Raw genomic sequence first — 23,038 nt, forward strand, 5'->3', positions numbered from 1 at the left:
ACTGGGGACTGGGGACTGGGGACTGGGGACTGGTGACTGGTGATTGGTGACTGGTGACTGGTGACTGGGAAGAATAATATGTTACTTCCTATTCCCTGTTCCCTGTTCCCTGTTCCCTGTTCCCTGTTCCCTGTTCCCTGTTCCCTGTTCCCTCAAACAAAAATTTTTTCCCAGCAAACCTAAACAATCACTGGAAAAATCCCAACTGTAGCCTACAATAGAAATAGCGGAGACAAATGTTTCCGTTCACTCCTCACACCACACTCCGCCCGGACTACTGTTCGGGCGGTTCCTTATAATTATCCATAAATTCCATAGCTTCTTTGCAAATGTACATCCTTCACTCCCAAGCTGATGTTTTTGCTATGGTAGAATTTTCACTAAACTCATAAATATAATAGGCAAAGGTTGTTAGGAATGTCAGCAGCAGCACAAGTTACAGATTCTAGTTTTAAGCAGGAAGTACTAGATAGCGAAGTACCCGTTTTAGTTGACTTCTGGGCTCCCTGGTGCGGTCCTTGTCGCATGGTGGCTCCTGTGGTTGAGGAAATCGCCAGTCAGTATGAAGGTCAACTCAAGGTAGTGAAAGTTAACACTGATGAAAACCCTCAAGTTGCCAGTCAGTATGGTATCCGCAGCATTCCCACATTAATGATTTTTAAAGATGGACAAAAAGTGGATATGGTAGTTGGTGCTGTGCCTAAATCTACCTTGGCTACCACTTTGGAAAAACATCTTTAAACCTCAACTGCTTACAAATTTAATTGATTTGTCGTGTTTTAGGTAAGTATTTGTTAATTGGTTTCTGAGGCGCAAAGTTTGCGTCTCTAGAAAACTTTCTGCACAACAAGACAGACAATTTGCAATTAATGATTTTTGGGGAACCCGGAAAAATCTTGACCCTATGACCACCTAAATTATACAAACCCCTTTTGGGTAAATGTTTCCGCTTGCGGCAGCGTAGGTAGTTCACATAAAATATAATGCCATTGTTGTGGCAGTTCTCATGACCTCTCAAGAGTCCTTTGAAATACTAGAGTCCCTCCAAGCTGATATTGCTGAATTAATAGATCGTCTACCGACCTTAAAACATCGGCAATTTATCCAGCAGGCACTTGCTACCATAGTTCGTTTAGCTGATAGTGAAATTGATCGTCTTGATTGGAAGATACTATCTGCGGCTTTAGCAGATATGGAAAGAGGCTTTCAACTCTTTTATGATTATCGACACACTCGCAAAGTTACTATCTTTGGTTCTGCTCGTTTAGCACCAGAAACCCCTGATTACCAAATGGCAGTTCAATTTGCTCGCGCTGTATCTCAACTAGGATTTATGGTGATGACAGGTGGTGGTGGTGGTATCATGCAAGCTGGCCAAGAAGGTGCAGGAAGAAACAATTCTTTTGGTTTAAATATTCAGTTACCTTTTGAGCAACAGGCTAACCCTTTTATTGAAGGTGATCCTAAACTCATTCACTTTAAATATTTCTTTACCCGCAAACTCTTTTTGCTCAAAGAAAGTGATGCTGTAGCTTTGTTTCCCGGTGGTTTTGGCACTCAAGATGAAGCTTTTGAATGTATGACATTAAGCCAAACAGGTAAATTCGGTCCTGTTCCTGTGGTTCTCATCGATCCTCCTGGTGGTGATTATTGGCACTCTTGGAGTAAATATATTGATGAGCAATTGGTGGCAAAAGGTCTTGTGAGTCCAGAAGATCCTAGTCTGTACACAGTTACAGATAATCTAGAGGTGGCTTGCAATGCCATTACCCGTTTTTACCAAGTTTATCACTCTAGCCGCTACGTAGGTGATCTATTGGTGATTCGTCTCAGACACGAGTTATCAAATGAATTGGTGGAACAATTAAATAATGAATTTAAAGACATTCTGGTTCAAGGCAAAATTGAAAAAAGTCAGGTATTACCTCAAGAAGGTCAAGATGAAACCTCTGATTTACCCCGCCTTGTTTTATACTTCAATCAAAGAGATTTGGGGCGTTTGTATCAGATGATTGCAGCGATTAATAAGTTAGGTATTCCTACCCCAGAGGAAACAGCCCATCCAGAAAGAAAGTAATTTGGTGATTGGTGATTGGTGATTGGGGACACTTCAACAAGCTCAGTGCATCGCTGGGGACTGGTGATTGGGGACTGGTGATTGGATAAAAATAACTAATAACTAATGACTAATAACTAATGACTAATGACTAATGACTAATGACTAATGACTAATGACTAATGACAACTGTTAATGATTGAGTTTTCCTGGTGGCAAGTTTTCCAGATAGTAAGAAGTGGAATTAAAAGGCATAATATGCCAACACTGCAAACAATTATTAGATATCTGAAAAAAGATAGAGGAATTAAATATGCTGGAATTATTAGGTTCAGGTTTGGTTTCACTTTGGCTCGATATGGCTGGAGTCAAAATCCAACCTGTAAATGCTTTACAAGCATTGGCTTGGCAAAGTAGTCCTGGCTTTGTTATTGCACCTGATCCCAACCCAGCCGGAGCTATGACAGTACAGGAATATCTCAAGGAGTTGATGACTTCTAAGCTGGTAACGGAAAATCTGATCCAGCAACAGGGAGTTTGGTTGCAGTCGGGTCCGATGTTAATGGCTAATCACCAAGGTACAATTCCTCTACCCGCAGCATCTTTAACTAAGGTGGCCACTTCATTAGCAACTTTTACAATTTTGGGACCAAACCATCAATTTGAAACTTTGATTAGTGCTACAGGTCCTATAGTTAATGGGGTAGTACAGGGTGATTTGGTGATTACTGCTGGTGGTGATCCGATGTTTGTCGGAGAGGAAGCGATCGCTGTTGGTAATGCTCTCAATAAAATCGGTATTAAGCAAGTCAAGGGAAATTTGGTAATTACTGGCAATTTTGCCATGAATTTCTATACTAATCCTACCGCAGCAGGTCAATTACTCAAACAAGCTTTAAACCACAAAAGTTGGAATCGTTCAGTAATTTACCAATATTCCCGAATGCCCAAGGGAACACCTAAACCCCAAGTAGTAATTAATGGTACGGTGCAGGTGACAGCACAACCTAACTCTAAACAAACTTTACTGGTACGTCATCTTTCTTTACCCCTACATCAACTCATTAAAGAGATGAATGTTTACAGTAACAACGACATAGCTGAGATGTTAGCTCAATCAGTGGGAGGGGCAAATGTAGTTAAATCTACTGCTGCTCAACTAGCTATGGTTCCACAGTCGGAAATTCAATTAATTAATGGTTCTGGTTTAGGAAGAGAAAATAAAATTTCCCCTAGAGCCGTCTGTGCTATGTTTATGGCACTACAACGCCAAGCATCCGCCCATAATTTGACCTTAGCTGATTTGTTCCCTACCTCTGGCTTTGATAATCGTGGCACAATGCAGTTTAGAAGTATGCCCTCGGCAACTGTGATGAAAACTGGAACTCTCAGCGATGTCAGTGCTTTAGCAGGAGTTTTACCCACACGCGATCGCGGTTTAGTCTGGTTTGCTATTATCAATCGCGGTTACAATGTCCCCAGTTTTCGCTCTGAACAAGATCAGCTTTTACAACATCTGGTGAAACAATTACAAGTATATACTGGTGTTCCTACAGCCCTGACTCCCCATTCACCTAAAAATTCTTTACCAAAATTAGGTGTACCCAGTCGTAATGAAATTGTTTATAGAGGTTAGTCATTGGTAATTGGTAATTGGTAATTGGTAATTGGTAATTGGTAATTGGGAAAAATAAAATTGATTACCCAGTCCCCAGTCCCCAGTCACCAGTCCCCAGTTTGGGGAATAATTTCTGTGATGACTCTATTACCCGAACCACCACCTTTAACAACAATATTTTCTGTTTCCAGATTACCGACTGCTGTTGTACCTTGAAAGTTTAATGGTGGTTCAACTTGACGATAAACTACATTTCCCTGTGCTTCTAATAATTTTTTCTCTAAATACCAAGTGAGTTGATTTGATTTTAAAGATTGACTCTTTTTGCCCACGGCATTTACATTGCCTGTTAAATAAACTGTTTTTTCTGGTATTTTCATTTCTGCTTTATTGCCAGTTACAGTGACATTTTCAGCTTGATGAACCACACGCACAGGGGCATTTGTTCTCACTATTTCTTGGTTAATATTCCAAGTCATTGAGTTACTAATTATCTGCATCGGTGGATTTAGTAACTGTAATTGGCCTTGGGGTTTAAGAGTAGCAACTTTAGTTTTTAGGTTGACTTCAGCACCATTTCCTCTACCACGATCAGTTATTTTATTATCTTGATAACGGTCAATTTCGATAGGGCGATCGCTAATTAATTTTTCTTCTTTAAGAAGCCAAACTAACTGCTCAGTTCGCATTTGTAATTGCGGATCACCTGATATAGCAACGACTTTTCCCGAAAATTCTATTCGCTGTTCACGGGTTTTTACTCTTGCTTCCTGTGCTGTGGCTTTTAATTGTTTATGATTACCATTAAATTGATTACGAACAATCAATAAATCTTCTTCAGGTCGCCATTCTAATTCATTACCTTGTAATACTACTCCATTCCGTGGATCTATAGCCAGAATTTTACCTTTGAGTAACAGTTGTTTACCATCTTGCTTAATATCGGCTGTTTCGGCTTTAATTGTATAAACTATTTGGCCATCTTGATAAAGTTCGCCTTGGGGATTTTGGGCTTCACCAATTTCTGTTTCTTTGGTATACTTGGCTTGTTGAGCTTGGACTTTCCAAATAGGTCTACCTTCTTCATCAAACTGTTCTAAAGCCACACCGAAAAAAGTTAACTTACTATCTGTATTTTGGTTAGCTGAACTTTCCTGTTCTGGTTTTACAGAAGATGGATTTCCGCAAGAATATAAGCCAAGTAACAATAATAAAATTAAAGACAGATAAGAGAAATTTCTCAGCATTTGTAAAATATAAGAATAGAAGCGGGGGGAGTGAGATTTACTTCCCCTCTGAAGTTGTGAACATTCTCTCCGCTGATTCCCGCCTTGTGGATTTTGCATTATTCTGGAATTTCTAAATGTCCTTGACTATCTCTAGGATCGTCCAAGAATCCCATACTAGATAATGGTCGATAGGGATAACCTGGACGGGGTGTTTTTTGAATATCTTCCTTGATAGCTTCTAAATCAATATAGCGATCGCTCACATTAATTAAGCTATCACTGGTCATCGATCTTAAACTCACCACTTCAACCCTGACACCCCGATAACTGACAGAATTTACAGCATAAGCCAAATCGCCGTCACCACTCACCAAAACTGCGGTATCATAGGAATCGACTAACGCCATCATATCCACAGCTATTTCCACATCTAGGTTAGCTTTTTTTGAGCCATCCGGTAACTGCACCAAATCCTTAGCAATGACTCGATAACCATTGCGACGCATCCACAACAAAAATCCCTGCTGTTTCTCATTTGTGCGGTCTACACCAGTGTAGAAAAAAGCCCGCAATAGTCGAGAACCTCCAGTTAATCGACACAGAAGCTTAGTATAATCAATTTCGATTCCTAACTGTAAAGCCGCATAAAATAAATTCGAGCCATCAATAAATATCGCCACCCGACCCCGATTTTCTAAAACCTGTTCCGGCGAAAAAATCGAGTCATTTTCCAAATTATTCAACATCATTGTCATACCTCGGTTGTTATCCATGTTATTGCCGATAGAAATCATTAACTTTTACACTCTTGCTAGATTGGCTTATGATAAATTCCGGGGACAACAAACAAAGTAGGCCCCCGATTCGGTTTTTACACTCAATCAAAATGGAAAGTGTTAATTGTTTTTTGGTAGTTCTATCCGTTTAAAAATTGGTTGAGGTGTACCCAACTGTTGTTTATCTGATAGTACGCCCCATGTTGCATGGGTAGTAAAAGGCGCAACCATTGAACTTTCTTTTTGATTGTTAAAATTGATTCCCCAGCCTAGTTGCTGATAAATATCGCTGCTAATGTTGGGAATAATTGGGGAAAGGAGATAAGCTGCTAGTCTTACTGATTCAAGAACCGTATACAGCACCGCTTCCACTTCTTCCTGTTTTCCCTGTTTATATAATGTCCAAGGTGCTTGTTCATCTATAAACTTATTGCTGGCTTGAACTAATGACAACACAACGTGGCAAGCTTCATTGAAAGCTAAAGCTGTATAAGATTGTTTCACCTGTTCCCCCAGCCCTAAACCAATCGCTTTTAAAGCATTCTCAGTGGGAATAACTTCTGGAGCGATTGATGGAACTTTACCAGCGCAGTATTTCTTCACCATGTTCAAAGTGCGATTCAACAAATTACCTAAATCATTGGCCAAATCTGCATTGAGAACATTAATGAACCTAATTTCATTAAAATCTCCATCCTTGCCAAATTCGATTTCCTTAAGGAAGTAATAACGAACGGCATCACTACCATAACTTTCAACTAAGGCTACAGGATCAAGGGTATTACCCAGAGTTTTCCCCATCTTTTGACCATCTTTAGTCAAAAATCCATGGCCAAATACTCTTTCTGGTAATGGTAAACCGGCTGACATCAGCATTGCTGGCCAGTAAACTGCATGAAACCGCAATATATCTTTACCAATCAGATGGAGATTGATCGGCCACCATTTTTCTAAAGCATTCGCTAAAGTTGGTTCTGCATCTGGTTCTAATAATGCGGTTACATAACCCAGCAGAGCATCAAACCACACATAAAGGGTATGTTGAGGATCTACAGGTACAGGAAAACCCCAATCCAGATTTACCCGCGAAATGGAAAAATCCTGTAAACCTTGACTGACAAAACTGAGGACTTCATTACGGCGACTGGCAGGTTGAATAAAATCTGGCCTAGACTGGTAAAATTCCTCTAGCGGGGTTTGATACTTGGATAACCGGAAAAAGTAATTTTGCTCGTCTCGCCACTCTACTTCTTTGGTAGTATGAATAGGGCAGCGTTTGCCGTCTAACAGTTCTCGTTCTTCTTTAAATTCTTCACAGGATACGCAGTACCAGCCTTTTTGTTGTCCTTGGTAAATGTCGCCATTTTCCCAAACTCTTTGGAAAAATTCTTTTACAATCGCGTGATGGTTTAAAGCGGTAGTGCGACTAAAGCGATCATATTGAATATTTAGAACCTGCCACAAGTTGATGAAACTCGGTACTATTTGATCACAAAATTCCTGTGGTGGTTTTTCTAAACTTGCTGCTGACCTCTGAATTTTTTGCCCATGTTCATCTGTACCGGTAATCAGCAGTACCTGATTTCCTAACAAGCGTTGAAATCTGGCTACTACATCCGCTGCCATTGTGGTGTACGCACTACCAATATGGGGAACATCGTTTACATAGTAGAGAGGTGTAGTCAGGGCAAAGGTTTTTGAAGTTTTATTTTCTAGATTCATAGGAATTAAAAAACAAATTATTAAACAGTTTTGTTGCTTAGTTGCTCCTGTAAAGCCAGGTAATTATATAATATTGCCACTATTTTTTTCAAACAATATCTTAATCTTAGCAAATTTATTACCTTAATCATTGTTTTGCCATATCTAGAAATTCTACTCATTGATCCTCAAATCACTGGAAATAGTTGTTGTTAATCATGTTGTAAACTGTTTATTCCTCAGTTGTGATCATCCATTCAACAAACCAAAATTCAAAAAAGCAAGCTAAATCTGTAATTTATACATTGCTCAGTGATAGTGCCTCTTATTGTTAACCATAGATGTGACAGTTGAAAGTAAAGAAATGTAAAAATCACATCAAGAAAAAATACGATATTTTTCACAAAAGATACAGTAACTAATGGGATAATTAATTGGTGCTGGGAACTGACTGGTTAAGGCAATTTTAGTTTTTAGTGTGGAGATTTGAGGCTGTAGTCAGAGAAATAAAATCTCAATACAATCTAAAATCTAAAATTTAAAATCTAAAATCTAAAATCTAAAATTGAATCACCAAACAATTACCTCGCTTGAGTGAGTTTGTGAAGGATCGGTTAAGCGATTTCACTTATTTATATATAATTCATTCAAACTTCACTAAAATCTGTAATCATAGTTTCAGACTTGGCCGATTTTTATCTCGAAAAGCTGATTTTAGTCATTAGTTAGTAGTCATTAGTTATTAGTTATTAGTCATTAGTTATTAGTCATTAGTTATTAGTTATTTTTACCCAGTCACCAGTCACCAGTCCCCAGTCACCAGTCACCAGTCACCAGTCCCCAGTCACCAGTCCCCAGTCCCCAGTCCCCAGTCAAGTAGTGAAATTTCTGTAAAAAACCGTACTTCCAGCGAATTTTGTTCTCTAGATTAGTCCTCTAGACTAAAATAAGACTAGAGACAAAACTTTCAGCTACTGAGTACAAGCACTCAGTTGAATATAAGTAAAATGGGATTCTTTGACTCTGAAATAGTTCAACACGAAGCCAAACAGCTTTTTGAAGATTACCAAGCACTGATTCAACTTGGCAACAACTACGGCAAATTTGACCGCGAGGGCAAAAAGCTGTTTATTGAGCAGATGGAATCTATGATGGACAGATATCGCGTCTTTATGAAGCGGTTCGAGCTATCAGAAGATTTTATGGCGCAAATGACCATACAGCAACTAAAAACTCAGCTAAATCAGTTTGGTGTTACACCACAACAAATGTTTGAGCAGATGAATATGACTCTGCAAAGAATGAAAGCTGAGTTGGAAAAACAGGTATGAGGGTATTGGTGATTGGTGATTGGTGATTGGTGATTGGGAAAAAATTTTAGATTTTAAATTTTAGATTTTAGATTGGAGTTCATGAAATACAATCCAAAATCCTAAATCCACTCACTGTATCACCCATTACCCATTACCCATTACCCATTACCCATTACCTCACTCTAATTTGCTTTAGGACGTGGAAACTGAGAAGGTGTTTTAAAGTTCTCTGATGGTACGCCTTTAAGGGCTTGCTCCATAAAATCACGCCAGATGGGAGCAACCATACCACCACCTGTAGCACCACTGGATAATTGTCGGTTATCATCTCTTCCCACCCAGACAGCAGTTGTGAGTTGTGGCACAGTACCCACATACCAAATATCTTTTTCTGAGGAAGTTGTTCCTGTTTTTCCTGCTGATGGTCTGCCTATATCTGCACCCTTACCCGTACCGCTACTAACCACAGATTTCATAATATCTATAGTTGCTGCTGATGCCCAGGGATCAAGCACTCGCTGGGGTTTTGGTGTGTTGTCGAGTAACACATTACCACTACTATCTGTAATTCTGACTATTACTGTTGCTGGTGATTGCCAGCCATAATTCGCAAAGGTAGCGTAGGCACTGGCCATTTCCAAGGGAGTCATACCAATAGCACCTAAAGGCAGGGAGGTAACGGGTTCCATTGGACTCATGATACCCAAAGTCCGACAGGTTTCAACAACTTTATTCATCCCTATGGCTTTACCAAGCTTAATTACAGGGATGTTGCGAGATTGAGCTAAAGCGGTACGAATAGACATTGCACCACTAAACCCACCATCGTAGTTTCTGGGGAAGTACCAACCATTGCCATCTCGGTAGCTAACAGGGGTATCTAATACGGTGCTATCTGGAGCATATTTACCAGTGGCAAAGGCAGCATAATAAACGAAAGGTTTAAAAGCCGAACCTGGTTGTCTGAGTGCTTGGGTAGCGCGGTTAAACTCACTTGCTCTAGAATCTACCCCACCAACTAGAGCTTTGACAAAATGTGTGCGGGGGTCAACTGCAACTAAAGCAATTTGGTTTCCACGCAACCCTTGACCTAGTAAATTTTTGTGCCACTTACTCACAGTTGATTCTGCCATCATCTGGAATTTGGCATCAACGGTGGTTTGTACCCGCATCCCGCCTTTAAGCATTGTATCCCTTCCAAACTTTTTCACCAGTTCCTGGGCTACGGTATTGCTAATATAAGGTAGGGCGCTACCTTGAAATGACCTAATTCTCCCTAGTTTAATTTCTTCCTTGATGGCATCATCATATTCTTTTTGGGTGATCCACCGCAAGTCTAACATCCGCCCTAACACTTCTTTTTGTTTTTGTTTTGCCTTTTTCATACTGGCAAAGGGGCTAAACTCTTCTGGGGCTTGGATCAAACCCGCCATCATTGCTGACTCACCCAAGGTTAAAAATTCGGCTGATTTATCAAAATAAGTCCGGGCGGCTGTTTGTACACCGTAGTTATTATGACCCCAATATACTTGATTGAGGTACATTTCTAAAATTTCGTTTTTCTCCAGAATTTGTTCTAAACGAATGGCTAAAACTGCTTCGGCTAATTTGCGAGTAAAAGCCCGCCGATGAGACAAAAACAGGTTTTTCACCAACTGCATGGTGATGGTAGAACCACCTTCTTTTACACCACCTGCTACCAAGTTTACTACTACAGCCCTTCCTACACCAGAAGGGTTAATGCCTTGGTGACTGTAGAAGTGACCGTCTTCACTGGCTAGTACAGCGCGTTTGAGGTTCGGAGAAATTCTATTTAAGGGTACTACTTCGCGGTTTGCTTCACCGTGAATGCTTGATATGAGTTTACCTTTAATGTCATATATGTATGTGGTTTCTGTGGGAGAAAAGCTGCGTAACTGTCTCACGTCTGGCAAGTTGCGGAAACTTATGGCCAGTCCCACCAGTCCCCCCGCTGCAATAGAACTTGACAGCAGTGTGAGCGATAGTAGGGTAGCGCCAGTTACCTGACCTACGCCTTTAAAAAATTCAAACCCAGATGAAGCCTGGTCTTGGGATTGCTTGTTTACAAAAGTCCTAGAAGACACGGCGGTTTTACTTCCTCACTAATAAATATAAATGTAATTGATGAAATGAAAAAAGTCGGTTAATTTTTTGCAATTATAGTAGTTTGGCAGAACAAAAAACGGATAATTTGCCAGTGGACTTTACCAACCTAATTTCTAAAGTGCAAAGTGTAGTTAATAGTGAATCTTATAGTATGGCTAGTATGGCGCAAAATTTCTCTTGGCTACATCGTGGTGTGGCAGAAATTTTTCCTCAACCTCATGATGCTGATAGTGAAACTGAAAGTTTGGAAAAGCGGTTGCTCAATGCTGACCGTCCTTTAAGGATCAAGTTGGGTATTGATCCTACGGGTGCGGATATTCATTTGGGTCATAGTATACCAGTAAGAAAACTGCGGGCGTTTCAAGATGCTGGTCATACGGCGGTTTTGATTATTGGTGATTTTACCGCAAGAATTGGTGATCCTACGGGTAAGTCTGATGTCCGTCGTCAGTTGACTGAGGTAGAGGTGGCACAAAATGCCCAAACTTATCTTGATCAAGTCCGTCCTATTTTAGATTTTGACACACCTGGGAGGTTGGAGGTACGCTACAACTCGGAATGGCTTTCCCGTCTAGATTTGGGGAAAATTCTGGAGTTGCTGTCTACGATGACTGTAGGACAGATGTTGGCCAAGGAAGGTTTTGCTGAACGTTATAAGAAAGAGAATCCGATTTTCCTCCATGAGTTCCTGTATCCACTGATGCAAGGTTTTGATTCTGTGGCTGTGGAGTCTGATGTGGAATTAGGGGGAACTGATCAAAAGTTTAACATTGCTGTAGGTCGAGATTTACAACGTCATTTTGGCTTAAAACCACAGTTTGGGCTATTATTACCTATTTTGATTGGAACTGATGGTGTACAAAAAATGTCGAAGTCTTTAGGTAATTATGTTGGTTTATCAGAACACCCTTCCCAGAAATACCAAAAGCTTCAAGCTGTGCCAGATAATTTACTGTCACAGTATTTTGAGTTGTTGACGGATTTACCTTTGGAAAGTTTGCCAGAAAACCCACGCGATCGCCAAGAATTTTTAGCCTGGGAAATTGTTCGTCAATATCACGGTGAACAAGCGGCTAATGAGGCTAGAGAAGCGGCGAAAAGTGGTGGTAAGGAGGGAGCATTACCGGAGTTTTCTTTGGCTGCTATACCTGATTTTCCGGCTAAATTAGCTTTTATTCTCGGTGCTTCTGGTTTGTGTAAAAGTACGGGGGAAGGTAAGCGTAAAATTCAAGAGGGTGGAGTCAGGATAGACGGTGATAAGATTAATGATGTGGATTTAATTTTTTCTCAGCCTGATGATTTATATGGTAAAGTGTTACAGGTGGGTAAAAAAAATTTTGTGCGGTTAGTAAAGTAGGAGGACAAGCAGTCAGGAGTTCAGAAGGAAAGAAAGAAGATCATTTTCCCTCTGCTCCTCTGCTGTTATAATGTGTCATTATCAGTAATTCTTAAAAGTTATGATTCAAACCCTAAATAAAATTGTCACCTTCGAGGAATTTGTTAACTGGCTTCCTGACAATTCCGACGCACATTATGAATTACATCATGGAGCAATTGTCGAAATGGCGCAACCAGTGGGAGATCATGAAGAAGTTAAAGGATTTTTAAATATCAAAATTAGTGCTAAAATTGATGGTTTAAATCTTCCTTATATGATACCTAATCAAGTTATAGTTAGACCTGAAGGTAAAGATTCTGGTTATTTTCCCGATTTGTTAGTTTTAAATCGTGCTAATTTAGCTAATGAACCATTATGGAAAAAACAATCAGTTATTAGTAATGGTGCTTCCATACCTTTAATCATCGAAGTTGTTTCCACTAATTGGCGTGATGATTATTATTTAAAGTACGCTGATTATGAAGAAATGGGTATTGCTGAATATTGGATTATAGATTATGCAGCTTTAGGAGGACGTAATTTTATTGGTAATCCCAAACAACCTACTATTTCTGTTTGTAATTTGGTAGATGGAGAATATCAAATCAGTAAATTTAGAGATGATGAACGGGTTATTTCTCAAGTTTTTTCTGAATTAAATTTAACCGCAAATCAGATTTTTCAGGCGGGGATGATGTAGATTAATCTTCACAAAAATTTCTGACATATTCTCTGAAAATAGGAGATAAATCAAACAATATGTTATCCCCTGTAATTTTGTGAATTAAATATCTTTTTTGTAGAGATTCTAACCCATTTTGTAGAGATTCTAACCCATTAATAAAATTAGTGGAAGATAATTCTAAGGTCAGAAGTGTTGAATGTTAAGAAATCTGTGATAAAAATAGCCCAAAATATATTAAAATTTGAGCAAGCTATATCAAAATATTGATTGGATCATGATTATAAATTCATTTCCCAAGATTGTCAAAGACATCCTCAAATCCTTGCCAAAAAATGATTATCCGGTTTTGAACACCCGTCTTTACGTGTTAGATAAATTCCGCGGATGGAAGATATCATGAGATGTTGACATTTTCACCCTTAATAGGACTACTATAACTGAATGTAATAACCAGAATTATGAATGATGAAAAAATTATTGTACCTTTAGATGTATCAGATTTAGAAAGTGCGATCGCTCTGATGGATCAACTTCCCCAGGTGTCTTTCTGGAAGGTTGGTTTAGAATTGTTTACTAGCACGGGTCCGGCTATTCTGGATGTGCTAAAATCTCGGCAAAAGCGGATTTTCCTAGATTTGAAGTTTCACGATATCCCCAATACTGTCGCCGGTGCTTGTCGTGCTGCTGCTCGTTATGGGGTGGATTTGTTGACAATTCATGCCACTTGTGGTAATGATTGCTTGAAGGCTGCTGTAGAAGCGGTGCAGGTGGGAGCGGAAAAAGCGGGAACTAAACCACCTAAGTTAATCGCTATTACTGTGTTAACTAGCATTTCGGCGCGAGATTTGGCGTTTGATTTGAAAATACCTCTGGAATTGCCGGAATTTGCTTTAGAAATGGCACTTTTGGCAAAAAATGCGGGTTTGAATGGGGCGGTTTGTTCTCCCCAAGAGGTGGCACAGTTGCGGGACAGTTGCGGTAAAGATTTTTTGCTGGTTTGTCCTGGGGTGCGTCCGAGTTGGGCTGAAAAAGGTGATCAAAAGCGATCGCTCACCCCTTCTCAAGCTTTTCAAGCCGGTGCTGATTTTTTGGTGATCGGTAGACCTATTACTGCTGCTGCTGATCCGGTTCTGGCTTGGGATAAGATTTGTGAGGAGTTAAATTTGGGTTAGTGAACAACTTTGTTAAATCTCACGCAGAAGCGCAGAGAACCCAGAAGGATGAAGTTTTAAAGAGATTTTTTGCTGGTGTTTTCTGATTTTTGTGGAGTGGGCATACTTCGACTTTGCTCAGTACAAGCGTCGATCAGCTTAGTACAAGTCTTACCCGCCCAAGTTATGCGATAATATTTTTTACAGGATGTGATTTTTTGAATTTGATGAATTTTAGAGATGAAGCAAGAAAAAATGGCTGGTTTGTTTTTAAGGACTTAGTATTTCTTTGTCCTTGCTGGCTTTTGCTTTCTTTTGTCTTCATATCTCCTGTTTTTGCTAAAAATTCCTCTGCTAAACCTGTTGATTTAAAGCTGAATGGTTATTGTTCTCAGCAAAGTTTAGAAGGTTTAACTACTCGTTTGATGTTAGATTTACCTAGTTATGCTAACCGCGACATTCAAAGATCCCGTCGTCTGAATCGCAATGTTGATATTTATCCTTATATTTTGGTGGCAGGTAAGCCAGAATTTGAACATTTACCTTTAAACCCTGGTATTAATACTGCCAATAATACTAACAAATATGCTTCTGAAGGAGTTGAGCAGATTTTTTTTACAACTCTGGAAAGACAGTATATTAACAAAAAAGCGGTGGAGTTGCAACAGTTCCATTGGTTGTTTTTGACGAAAACTACTTTGGGTTGGCAGGTGGTGATGATGTTTACTCAAACTGGTGAATATCCAGTAAAACCACCCTTAGCACCACCAAGAGATAGTAGTCAGGGGGCGATCGCTCAAGGTGTTAAACTTTGGTTACGGGATTGTGAAGCAGGAAGTGTAAACTACTCCCCGCAACATCCCAGTTTAAACCTTAACTCAGTGCTTCCGCAGTCTTTTCTTGATCCAGTTTGAGAATCAAAACTCCCAAAGGTGGTAAACACAAATCTAAGGAATAAGGACGATTATGTAAAGACCAATCATCAGTCCATTTTCCTCCTAAGTTGCCCATATTGCTACCGCCATATTTACGCGCATCGCTATTGAACAACTCAGTATAAAATCCTTTCTCTGGTACACCGATGCGATAGTGAGAATGGGGTTGGGGTGTAAAATTACAAATCACAACTACAAACTCATCAGAATCTTTAGCACGACGGACAAAAGAAACTACACTGTGACGGTTATCGCTACAATCAATCCAATCAAACCCTTCCCGCGCAAAATCCTGAGTATATAAAGCAGGTTCAGAACGGTAAAGATGATTTATCTCCTTAAAAAATGCTTTTAACTGTTGATGGGGTTCATGTTGTAATAACTGCCATTCCAAATCCGCCCACACATTCCACTCACTCCACTGGCCAAACTCCATACTCATAAACATGGTTTTCTTTCCAGGGTGAGCAAACATATAAGCAAATAAAGTCCGCACATTAGCTAACTTCTGCCATCTATCACCGGGCATTTTACCGATGATATTGCTCTTACCATGTACAACTTCATCGTGTGACAATGCCAACATGAAGTTTTCACTGTGGTTGTACCACATACTAAAGGTGACATTGTTTTGATGAAACTGCCTAAACCAAGGGTCCATGCTGAAATAATCCAACATATCGTGCATCCAACCCATGTTCCATTTCAGGTTGAACCCTAAACCACCTGTATAGGTAGGCCAAGACACCATAGGCCAAGAAGTAGATTCTTCGGCAATGGAAAGGACTCCGGGAAAATAACTAAAGATGTTGTGATTTACTTGACGCAGAAAATCAGCCGCTTCTAAATTTTCCCTACCACCGTACTGGTTAGGTAGCCATTCGCCATCTTTACGGCAATAATCGTTGTAAAGCATCGAAGCAACCGCATCAACACGAATGCCATCAATATGGTATTTATCAAACCAGAACAGGGCGTTAGCAACTAAGAAATTTCTAACTTCGTTGCGGGAGTAATTAAATACTAAAGTTCCCCATTCCTTATGTTCACCTTTGCGGGGATCAGCGTGTTCATAAAGATGAGTACCATCAAAGAAAGCTAAACCATGACCATCTTTAGGGAAATGTCCAGGAACCCAATCTACCAGTACACCAATACCATTTAAGTGACATTGGTCTACAAAATACATGAAATCTTCAGGACTGCCAAACCGGGAAGTGGGAGCAAAGTAACCTGTGACTTGATAACCCCAAGAACCATCAAAGGGATGCTCGGCAATGGGTAACAATTCTATATGCGTATATCCCAGGTCTTTGACATAGGGGATGAGTTTGGCTGCTAGTTCCCGATAGGTAAGGAAACGCGCCCCAGGATTGAGTTCTGAAGCAATAACTACTGGTTCTGTTTCGCCGTTGGGCAATTTTGCTGGTTCGCCACTAGCAGCGTGTAACCAAGACCCTAAATGCACTTCATAAACGGAAATTGGTTGAGTGAGGGGATCAGTATGTCTCCTGGTTTCCATCCAATTTTCATCAGTCCATCTGTAAGCATTTAAGTCACTGACAATAGATGCTGTTTTGGGACGTGGTTCTTGTTGGAAACCGTAGGGATCAGATTTTTCGTAAATGTGTCCGTCAAAATTTTTGATTTCATATTTGTAATGTTCTCCCACACCCAGTTCAGGAATAAATAATTCCCAAACCCCTGTGTGTCCTTTCCGCATTTGGTGTTTGCGTCCATCCCAGTGGTTGAAGTCTCCCAAAACAGAAACGTTGCGAGCATTGGGGGCCCAAACGGCGAAATAAACACCTTTGACACCATCAACTTCTGTAAGATGCGCTCCCAATTTTTCGTAAATGCGGTGATGATTTCCTTCTGCAAATAAATGCAAATCAAAATCTGTTAAATGGGGAGAACGGAAGGCATAAGGATCATAAATGACTCGCTCATGCTCTCCTTCTTTGATTCGTAATTGGTAGTTGTTAAGTTCTGGTGTTTCTATGGTGCATTCAAAAAAATGGGGATGATGCACCGTTGTCATGGGATATTCTTTGCGTCCTTCTGGAACTACTACATAAACTGCGCTGGCATTTGGGAGGTAAGCTCGCACAGCCCAGACGTTTTTACCTTCCTGTTCTATAAGATGTGAACCTAGTACCTCAAACGGATCATGATGCTGATTCCCAACAATGCGATTAACCTGCTCAGGAGCGATGGTACTGATGGACATGAAGCTACCTACTGGAAATAAGGTGATTAACTAAATTCAGTTTTTAAGAACTTAATATATATTGTTTACATTTATTTGCATTTTTGTCGTCACGGTTATCCTAACACCAGAATGTATCTTATTGGGAAATGGGGACTGGAAGAGGTATTTTGGTAACGGTGATGATAACCGCTTCCAAAAATTTTTGCCTGAAAAGGTGTTAGCTTTGCGGGACTCAGTCCGGTTTTACACCCAATTGTTGCAATTATGTTGCTGTACTATGGGTAAAATAAACTTTTTGTCAATATTTTTTTGCTAAAATTAACTAATAATTCCTGGACTGGTAAAGTGATAAAGTGATAAAACGTTATAAATATGACTCAGCAATAGCTTAATTGTGTAAATACAACATAGTAATATATACTACACAAAAATTGACAATTTGCATTTAGATATTACTGTTATCAACTGATAATTGACAATTGACAATTGATAAGTAGAAAGACGGGAAACAACCAAAGTATGTAAAGAAAAGTAAATTAACCTAAAAACCTCTTTTCTTCGATAGAATCATCGTTTACTATCATTAATCAAATTTCCCAATAAATAAGTTTTTACACTGTAATTGTTTGTCTCCTTTATTACTTTAGCTTACATAAAATAATTTGTTGGACGAGAGTTACAGTTTCACACTATTTGTTTGTCTACTCCTGGTTTATCCTTATAGGTACAAAATATCAGATAAACTAAAATGACTGAAATTGGCCTGCTAATGACGGGCGTATTAAGCACCACACAACCAAATTTGCCCCATTTGCCGGAGCAGCGACCATTGACAACGGAAAATGGCGTGCATAATTCAAAAAATAGTCAGTTATCTCAATTAACTTCTATTTCTCAAATCACACCACCTGAATTTATGACAGTAGACGGAAGGGACAAACCTCAAATTTCAGCACTGGCACATCAGCGGGATCATATATTAAAACAAATTCGACAAAAGCACCTGTCCTCAATATCTTTTGAGTTAGCTGATGCTCAGGATATCCCTACAAAAGAGCAGCTATTAGCACGATACCCAGCACATAACAGACAACCCATGCCAACTTTACGTTTTGGTAGTTCTGGTATGTCTGTAAGAATTATGCAGCGTTTATTGGTATCTAATGGCTATGGTATTCGAGTTGATGGTATATTTGGTCCTCTTACTGAAGCAGCTATTAAAGCTTTTCAAAGTCAACGTAATTTATTAGTAGATGGTATTGTTGGTCAAAAAACTTGGTGGGAGTTGTCAATTTAGGAGGCAGGAGGGAAGAAGTAGTATCTTATTCCCCCCAGTCCCCAGTCCCCAGTCACCAGTCCCCTACTAATTAACGATACTTATGCTGTATCTCCAGAAAAGAAATTATGGAACCTATTTATGGGGGCGGGTCGAAGCTTATGGGATATCTAGATGTCTGATTTTTCCGTTAAATTATCACCCATAAGCTTCGCCCCTACAACTTATGACAAATTAATACATTCTATTTTGGAGAGGTCTATTGTATTAGTCAGCACTGAGTAAAAACAGAGCCAATATTAATTTACTTTCCTTTTTGTTTTCTTTCCTCGCGTTGCTTGAACCCACGGAAAGTAATAATTTATTACCAGGGCGAACGACGGGACTCGAACCCGCGAGTGGTGGAACCACAATCCACTGCCTTAACCACTTGGCTACGCTCGCCATTTACTCTCTGAGCATAGCACGACTTTAAAAAATGATCAAGATTTTTTTTGACTGAAATTGACTAATTTTTTTGTAGTCTTTAAACTGTAGTCATTAGATCACAACCTGGTATATATGAAAGTATTGACTTTAATTGCATCTGTAGGCGCAGCAGGAATAGCAGTCTTGGGAGTGACGATGGCTACCACAAATCCACAACAGCCTAAATATGAAGAGTATGCAGTACAACGTTTGACAACTTACTTAAAAACAGATTTTTGTCAAAAAACACCGAATTTTTTGCAAAATCTGATACAATTTAATTGCAATCAGCTGGTTGATTCCGCTCAACCGCAAATTAAAGATATTATTTCTGCCACCACAAAAAGACAGAACTATATTGTTTTTAGTCTTTATACTACTGATTTAAAAATTGATAATTTAATACCTGGTTACAAATTTGAAACAGTAGGCGCATTTGACAACTTTTATACTTATAAAGCAGAAAAGAAATAGGGGATTGGTGACTGGTGATTGCTGACTGGTGACTGGGTTATTAACCTCCCTTACTTCCCCTACTTCCCCTTCCTCCCCATCTCCCTATGACTAATGACTTTTTCAAATATCGACATTGATATTTTCGATTTGTTTAGCTGCTTTTTCCCATAACTTGGCGTTTTCTTCATCATTCCAGTGAGTTCTGAGATTTTCTGCTTTTTTGTGGCAGATTCGTTCTAACATCTCTAAAATAGCACCTAGTGTTAGTTTGTCCACTAATTCTTCTAAAGAGTGCATAAATTCTTTCATAATAAATACTCCTTAACCTAAATTTTTAGTTAATCACATCGTCAGCCTATGTCATCTGCTTATCTTTTAGTATCTCACGGTAGTCGTGATCCGCGTCCAAATATTGCTATGCAGCAACTAGCAAAGCTGCTCAGTCTGAAATTACCAGATAGTGAACATTTAGTAGGGATAGCTACCCTAGAGTTAAATACTCAACCATTAAACCAGCAAATTCAAGATTTCGCGCAAAAGGCTTTAGCTTTTGGTTGCAAATGCCTAAAAATTATACCTTTATTTCTGCTACCGGGAGTTCATGTCATGTCAGATATTCCCGCAGAAGTGGAACTTGCACAAACAGCACTGGGTGAAAAGATCCAGATTGAGATTAAACCCTATTTAGGAAGTCATGGAAATTTAGCAAAACTGCTGACTTCAACAATAGCTACTATAAAAGCAGAGGCAGTAATTCTGTTAGCACATGGTAGTCGTCGTTCTGGTTCACAACAACCAGTAGAAGATATAGCTAGGAGTTTGGCAGCAGTAACGGCTTATTGGTCTGTATCTCCCAGTTTAGAAACAAAGATAAAAGAATTAGTAGCTGCTGGTAATCAGCAGATTGCAATTTTGCCATATTTTTTATTCGCTGGGGGAATAACTGATGCGATCGCCGAATCTTTAGAAAAGCTAAAATTAAAATTTCCTGGGGTAAAGTTGCAATTAGCACCACCTTTAGGAGTCAGCGCAGAACTAGCTGATATAATCTGGGATTTAGCAACAGAAGGGGAAAAAGTTTTTGGGTAAGGTTTATTTAATCGGTGCTGGTCCTGGTGATCCTGGACTCATGACTCTCAAGGGTAAAAGTTTATTGGAATGTGCGGATGTAGTTATTTATGATGCTTTGGTAAGTCCGCCGGTTTTGGCAATGATCAATCCCCAAGCTGAAAAAATCAACGCTGGTAAGCGCATGGGGAGACATTCGCTCTTACAGGAAGAAACTACCCAACTACTCATTGAAAAAGCCCAAGATCATGAAATTGTGGTGCGGTTAAAAGGTGGCGATCCTTTTATTTTTGGGCGTGGTGGGGAAGAAATGGCAGAGTTACTAGAATCGGGAATTTCTGTAGAAGTTGTGCCGGGGATCACAGCCGGCATTGCAGCGGCGGCTTATGCTGGTATTCCCTTAACCCACCGTCTGTATAGTTCATCAGTGACATTTGTAACGGGTCACGAAGCGGCGGGTAAGTATCGACCGACTATAAAATGGCAAGCGATCGCCCAAGGTTCAGAAACAATAGTTATTTATATGGGTATCCACAATCTACCTTATATTGTGGAACAGTTGAGTTCATCTGGGTTGAGTCTAGAGACTCCAATAGGTTTGGTGAGGTGGGGAACCCGGCCAGAACAAGAAGAATTAATTGGTGAGTTAGGGACAATTGTGCAACAAGTTGAAGAGACGGGATTTAGTGCGCCAGCGATCGCAGTCATTGGAGCAGTAGTCAAGATGCACAGTATTTTATCTAATTGTCGTCCAGTGTAATCTAGATCGAGAAAAACTTATATTTTCTACTTTCAATCATCTACTTTCAATTATCTGCTTTAAATCATGTGCTGAAAAACCGTTTTCAGTAAATCACTTTGATTTAAAGGCTTAGTCAAGCAAGCTGAAGCTCTAACGAGTTTTGCTTTAGCTTTATCTATCAAGCTGGCTTTTTCTGTCACCATAATTACAGGTGTATTTTTAAAATATGGCTGTTTCCGCAATAAAGAGCAAATTTCATAGCCATCTAAATTCGGCATCGTCACATCCAGAAAAATCATATCTGGTTTGGTATGGAAAATTTCCATCAAAGCTTTTACTGAATCTGTAACACCAAATACAGAAAATATTTGCTCATCTAAAAAACTTTTAATAGTATTTAACACCAAAGGACTATCATCCACACAGAAAATTGTGTAATGTTTTTTGTCCTTGGGTTGGGAATAAAATCTTTGATACTTGCTGGGAGTTGGTGGTTTATTGCCAATTGGGGGCAATTGTACTTCAATTTTAGGGCGTGTCTTTGGTTCATTGTCTGGCCAAAACTGCTCCGTAGCAACTCTGACACCTGCTGAAGATTGCTGACTATACTGCCAAAATTGTTCAGGAGAAACTTTTATCCCCGCCTGGCACTTTTCCACTAATAAGCGCAGATTCAAATGACAAAACTTGGGTAAATCATCCAAAAAGGTTTCATGGATAAACTCATAACTTCCCTCTTCGATTTGCAGAAATGAATCTAGAAATTCTAGAGCTAATTGTTCAATGAGCATTGCCGCTTGCATAGAGCTAATATATTGCTCATTCACCAACCAGCAAATAGCTAAATAATCTGGATTGGGAATAGCCTGATTTTCCACACCTCTTTCAAAGATGCTTTGTAACTGCTCATTAATACCCCTGGGAAGAGTAGAATTTTTCTGGGTCAACCTCTGCAAGTTGCGATACAGTGGCTCAAACATCTTCTCTGAGTAACAAGCATAAATTAATTTCCCCTCTTGTACATATATTGACCAAGCCCCGGAAGTGCTAAATACCTCTAAACAACCAGTAACCGACTTACTGGTGATTTTCTTCAACAGGGATAGAGGTTGTAGTTTTTGGAAAAATCTGTATCTACTAATAGGAAGCGTTTTCATTAGCATGGATTTGAATACAAATAAAAATTTGACATCACAATTTGTGAATCACCTGTAGAGGATTCACACCGGTCTTTTTGGACTTAATGCCAGATAAAGATAACGGTTTACATGGGAGTGAGTATAGCAAGTCTTTTCTCTAAACACACAATACCCAACACCCCACACCCCACTCACCCCTCACCTGGGCAAAAAGCAGAAATTATCTAAGCATTCCCCTATCAGCAGTCATATGGGCAAGATCCACATCCTGCACTTTTTCCATAAGGGCTGGTTGGCAATGCTCAATCTACGACATCATTGGATGTTATAGACTTTAATTTCCCTAATAAGATAAAGGTGTAAGACATGAGAATAGCAAAGATTTAGAAGCATTAAGTTCAGAAAAGTTACACCTTCTCTATTACTTCTAATTTGTTGTATTCCAGCCTTGAATGATTATGTGGTATATGTGTAGATGCTCAGTAATTACCTACTAATTTCACGTTACTATAGATTTAACAGGGAAATAAAAAACTATTTTAAACCTAATATAAAAAATTAAAGTTAATACAAAAATTAGTAATGAAAATAGCAGTTTATCAATTGATAATTGACAATTGACAATTGATAATTGTTTCATTCAAGGTTTAAAACCTCCCCTTTGAAGGGGAAAAAACCAAAAAAAATCCGCTTTTTCAATCCTCTGAC

Annotated in this window: 18 protein-coding genes, 1 tRNA gene and 1 pseudogene; 12 read left to right on the forward strand and 8 right to left on the reverse strand. The window is 39.4% G+C overall.

Translation table 11 applies throughout. The features are described from left to right. Positions 1–402: 402 nt before the first annotated feature. The 3 genes and pseudogenes from trxA to PN497_RS17020 all read left to right on the forward strand — a co-directional run. A pseudogene (trxA, locus tag PN497_RS17010) lies at positions 403–741 on the forward strand (thioredoxin); the annotation flags it as partial. Between the two features lie 265 nt (positions 742–1,006). Next, entirely contained in the window at positions 1,007–2,077 is a 1,071-nt protein-coding gene (locus PN497_RS17015; protein WP_096566729.1) for an LOG family protein, read from the forward strand. A 292-nt stretch (positions 2,078–2,369) separates the two neighbouring features. Continuing rightward, on the forward strand, positions 2,370–3,692 hold the full coding sequence (locus tag PN497_RS17020) for a D-alanyl-D-alanine carboxypeptidase (RefSeq protein WP_096566730.1): 1,323 nt from the start codon (positions 2,370–2,372) through the stop codon (positions 3,690–3,692). Positions 3,693–3,778: 86 nt separating this feature from the next. On the opposite strand, the gene lptC is transcribed toward PN497_RS17020, so the two are convergent. The 3 genes from lptC to metG all read right to left on the reverse strand — a co-directional run bounded on the left by lptC (position 3,779) and on the right by metG (position 7,401). Beyond that, complete coding sequence (lptC, locus tag PN497_RS17025) at positions 3,779–5,020, reverse strand: LPS export ABC transporter periplasmic protein LptC (RefSeq protein ID WP_096566732.1); 1,242 nt, start codon at positions 5,018–5,020, stop codon at positions 3,779–3,781. Further along, positions 5,020–5,649: a LabA-like NYN domain-containing protein gene (locus PN497_RS17030; protein WP_096572612.1), complete on the reverse strand. Its 630-nt coding sequence runs from the start codon at positions 5,647–5,649 to the stop codon at positions 5,020–5,022. The genes lptC and PN497_RS17030 overlap by 1 nt, the downstream gene beginning before the upstream one ends. Before the next feature lie 150 nt (positions 5,650–5,799). Further along, a complete protein-coding gene (gene metG, locus PN497_RS17035; protein WP_096566734.1) occupies positions 5,800–7,401 on the reverse strand; it encodes a methionine--tRNA ligase in 1,602 nt (533 codons plus the stop codon). Positions 7,402–8,387: 986 nt separating this feature from the next. On the opposite strand from metG, the gene PN497_RS17040 reads away from it, so the two are divergent. Further along, positions 8,388–8,711 (forward strand): DUF1825 family protein, encoded by a 324-nt coding sequence (locus PN497_RS17040; protein WP_096565025.1) that lies wholly within the window; start codon positions 8,388–8,390, stop codon positions 8,709–8,711. A 164-nt stretch (positions 8,712–8,875) separates the two neighbouring features. On the opposite strand, the gene PN497_RS17045 is transcribed toward PN497_RS17040, so the two are convergent. After that, positions 8,876–10,798, reverse strand: coding sequence for a transglycosylase domain-containing protein (locus PN497_RS17045; protein ID WP_096565027.1), 1,923 nt, complete (start codon positions 10,796–10,798; stop codon positions 8,876–8,878). 182 nt (positions 10,799–10,980) lie between these two features. Here PN497_RS17045 and tyrS point away from each other — a divergent pair, with 182 nt between their 5' ends. The 4 genes from tyrS to PN497_RS17065 all read left to right on the forward strand — a co-directional run bounded on the left by tyrS (position 10,981) and on the right by PN497_RS17065 (position 14,948). Continuing rightward, positions 10,981–12,177 (forward strand): tyrosine--tRNA ligase, encoded by a 1,197-nt coding sequence (tyrS, locus tag PN497_RS17050; protein WP_272110721.1) that lies wholly within the window; start codon positions 10,981–10,983, stop codon positions 12,175–12,177. 100 nt (positions 12,178–12,277) lie between these two features. After that, a complete protein-coding gene (locus PN497_RS17055; protein WP_096565029.1) occupies positions 12,278–12,898 on the forward strand; it encodes a Uma2 family endonuclease in 621 nt (206 codons plus the stop codon). Positions 12,899–13,341: 443 nt separating this feature from the next. Continuing rightward, entirely contained in the window at positions 13,342–14,055 is a 714-nt protein-coding gene (gene pyrF / locus PN497_RS17060; RefSeq protein WP_096565031.1) for an orotidine-5'-phosphate decarboxylase, read from the forward strand. Positions 14,056–14,261: 206 nt separating this feature from the next. Further along, positions 14,262–14,948: a hypothetical protein gene (locus PN497_RS17065; protein WP_272110722.1), complete on the forward strand. Its 687-nt coding sequence runs from the start codon at positions 14,262–14,264 to the stop codon at positions 14,946–14,948. Here the strand turns inward: PN497_RS17065 and glgB are convergent. After that, entirely contained in the window at positions 14,908–17,199 is a 2,292-nt protein-coding gene (glgB, locus tag PN497_RS17070; protein ID WP_096565033.1) for a 1,4-alpha-glucan branching enzyme, read from the reverse strand. The two genes, PN497_RS17065 and glgB, sit on opposite strands and share 41 nt — an antisense overlap. A gap of 730 nt (positions 17,200–17,929) precedes the next feature. Between glgB and PN497_RS17075 the strand changes: the two genes are divergently transcribed. Next, positions 17,930–18,478: a peptidoglycan-binding domain-containing protein gene (locus tag PN497_RS17075; RefSeq protein WP_096565035.1), complete on the forward strand. Its 549-nt coding sequence runs from the start codon at positions 17,930–17,932 to the stop codon at positions 18,476–18,478. A gap of 350 nt (positions 18,479–18,828) precedes the next feature. Here the strand turns inward: PN497_RS17075 and PN497_RS17080 are convergent. Next, positions 18,829–18,901, reverse strand: a tRNA-His gene (locus tag PN497_RS17080). Positions 18,902–19,018: 117 nt separating this feature from the next. On the opposite strand from PN497_RS17080, the gene PN497_RS17085 reads away from it, so the two are divergent. Continuing rightward, entirely contained in the window at positions 19,019–19,399 is a 381-nt protein-coding gene (locus PN497_RS17085) for a DUF4359 domain-containing protein (RefSeq protein WP_096565037.1), read from the forward strand. A gap of 102 nt (positions 19,400–19,501) precedes the next feature. Here PN497_RS17085 and PN497_RS17090 read toward each other — a convergent pair whose 3' ends face one another. Further along, on the reverse strand, positions 19,502–19,690 hold the full coding sequence (locus PN497_RS17090; RefSeq protein WP_096565039.1) for a hypothetical protein: 189 nt from the start codon (positions 19,688–19,690) through the stop codon (positions 19,502–19,504). Positions 19,691–19,738: 48 nt separating this feature from the next. On the opposite strand from PN497_RS17090, the gene PN497_RS17095 reads away from it, so the two are divergent. Continuing rightward, a complete protein-coding gene (locus PN497_RS17095) occupies positions 19,739–20,470 on the forward strand; it encodes a sirohydrochlorin chelatase (RefSeq protein ID WP_096565041.1) in 732 nt (243 codons plus the stop codon). Further along, positions 20,463–21,209, forward strand: coding sequence for a uroporphyrinogen-III C-methyltransferase (cobA, locus tag PN497_RS17100; RefSeq protein ID WP_096565043.1), 747 nt, complete (start codon positions 20,463–20,465; stop codon positions 21,207–21,209). Before PN497_RS17095 ends, cobA begins: the two co-directional genes overlap by 8 nt. A gap of 59 nt (positions 21,210–21,268) precedes the next feature. Here the strand turns inward: cobA and PN497_RS17105 are convergent, their stop codons facing one another. Next, positions 21,269–22,348, reverse strand: coding sequence for a response regulator (locus PN497_RS17105; protein ID WP_096565045.1), 1,080 nt, complete (start codon positions 22,346–22,348; stop codon positions 21,269–21,271). Positions 22,349–23,038: the final 690 nt, after the last annotated feature.

It is taken from the genome of Sphaerospermopsis kisseleviana CS-549 (genome assembly GCF_028329225.1).
Lineage (GTDB): Bacteria > Cyanobacteriota > Cyanobacteriia > Cyanobacteriales > Nostocaceae > Sphaerospermopsis > Sphaerospermopsis kisseleviana.

What these genes read in the sequence shown, in the direction of transcription:
- PN497_RS17015 (WP_096566729.1), top strand. Translation starts at nt 1,007, where the DNA reads ATGACCTCTCAAGAGTCCTTTGAAATACTAGAGTCCCTCCAAGCTGAT.
- PN497_RS17020 (WP_096566730.1), top strand. Translation starts at nt 2,370, where the DNA reads ATGCTGGAATTATTAGGTTCAGGTTTGGTTTCACTTTGGCTCGATATG.
- lptC (WP_096566732.1), bottom strand. Translation starts at nt 5,020, where the DNA reads ATGCAAAATCCACAAGGCGGGAATCAGCGGAGAGAATGTTCACAACTT.
- PN497_RS17030 (WP_096572612.1), bottom strand. Translation starts at nt 5,649, where the DNA reads ATGTTGAATAATTTGGAAAATGACTCGATTTTTTCGCCGGAACAGGTT.
- metG (WP_096566734.1), bottom strand. Translation starts at nt 7,401, where the DNA reads ATGAATCTAGAAAATAAAACTTCAAAAACCTTTGCCCTGACTACACCT.
- PN497_RS17040 (WP_096565025.1), top strand. Translation starts at nt 8,388, where the DNA reads ATGGGATTCTTTGACTCTGAAATAGTTCAACACGAAGCCAAACAGCTT.
- tyrS (WP_272110721.1), top strand. Translation starts at nt 10,981, where the DNA reads ATGGCGCAAAATTTCTCTTGGCTACATCGTGGTGTGGCAGAAATTTTT.
- PN497_RS17055 (WP_096565029.1), top strand. Translation starts at nt 12,278, where the DNA reads ATGATTCAAACCCTAAATAAAATTGTCACCTTCGAGGAATTTGTTAAC.
- pyrF (WP_096565031.1), top strand. Translation starts at nt 13,342, where the DNA reads ATGAATGATGAAAAAATTATTGTACCTTTAGATGTATCAGATTTAGAA.
- PN497_RS17065 (WP_272110722.1), top strand. Translation starts at nt 14,262, where the DNA reads ATGAATTTTAGAGATGAAGCAAGAAAAAATGGCTGGTTTGTTTTTAAG.
- glgB (WP_096565033.1), bottom strand. Translation starts at nt 17,199, where the DNA reads ATGTCCATCAGTACCATCGCTCCTGAGCAGGTTAATCGCATTGTTGGG.
- PN497_RS17075 (WP_096565035.1), top strand. Translation starts at nt 17,930, where the DNA reads ATGACTGAAATTGGCCTGCTAATGACGGGCGTATTAAGCACCACACAA.
- PN497_RS17085 (WP_096565037.1), top strand. Translation starts at nt 19,019, where the DNA reads ATGAAAGTATTGACTTTAATTGCATCTGTAGGCGCAGCAGGAATAGCA.
- PN497_RS17090 (WP_096565039.1), bottom strand. Translation starts at nt 19,690, where the DNA reads ATGAAAGAATTTATGCACTCTTTAGAAGAATTAGTGGACAAACTAACA.
- PN497_RS17095 (WP_096565041.1), top strand. Translation starts at nt 19,739, where the DNA reads ATGTCATCTGCTTATCTTTTAGTATCTCACGGTAGTCGTGATCCGCGT.
- PN497_RS17105 (WP_096565045.1), bottom strand. Translation starts at nt 22,348, where the DNA reads ATGAAAACGCTTCCTATTAGTAGATACAGATTTTTCCAAAAACTACAA.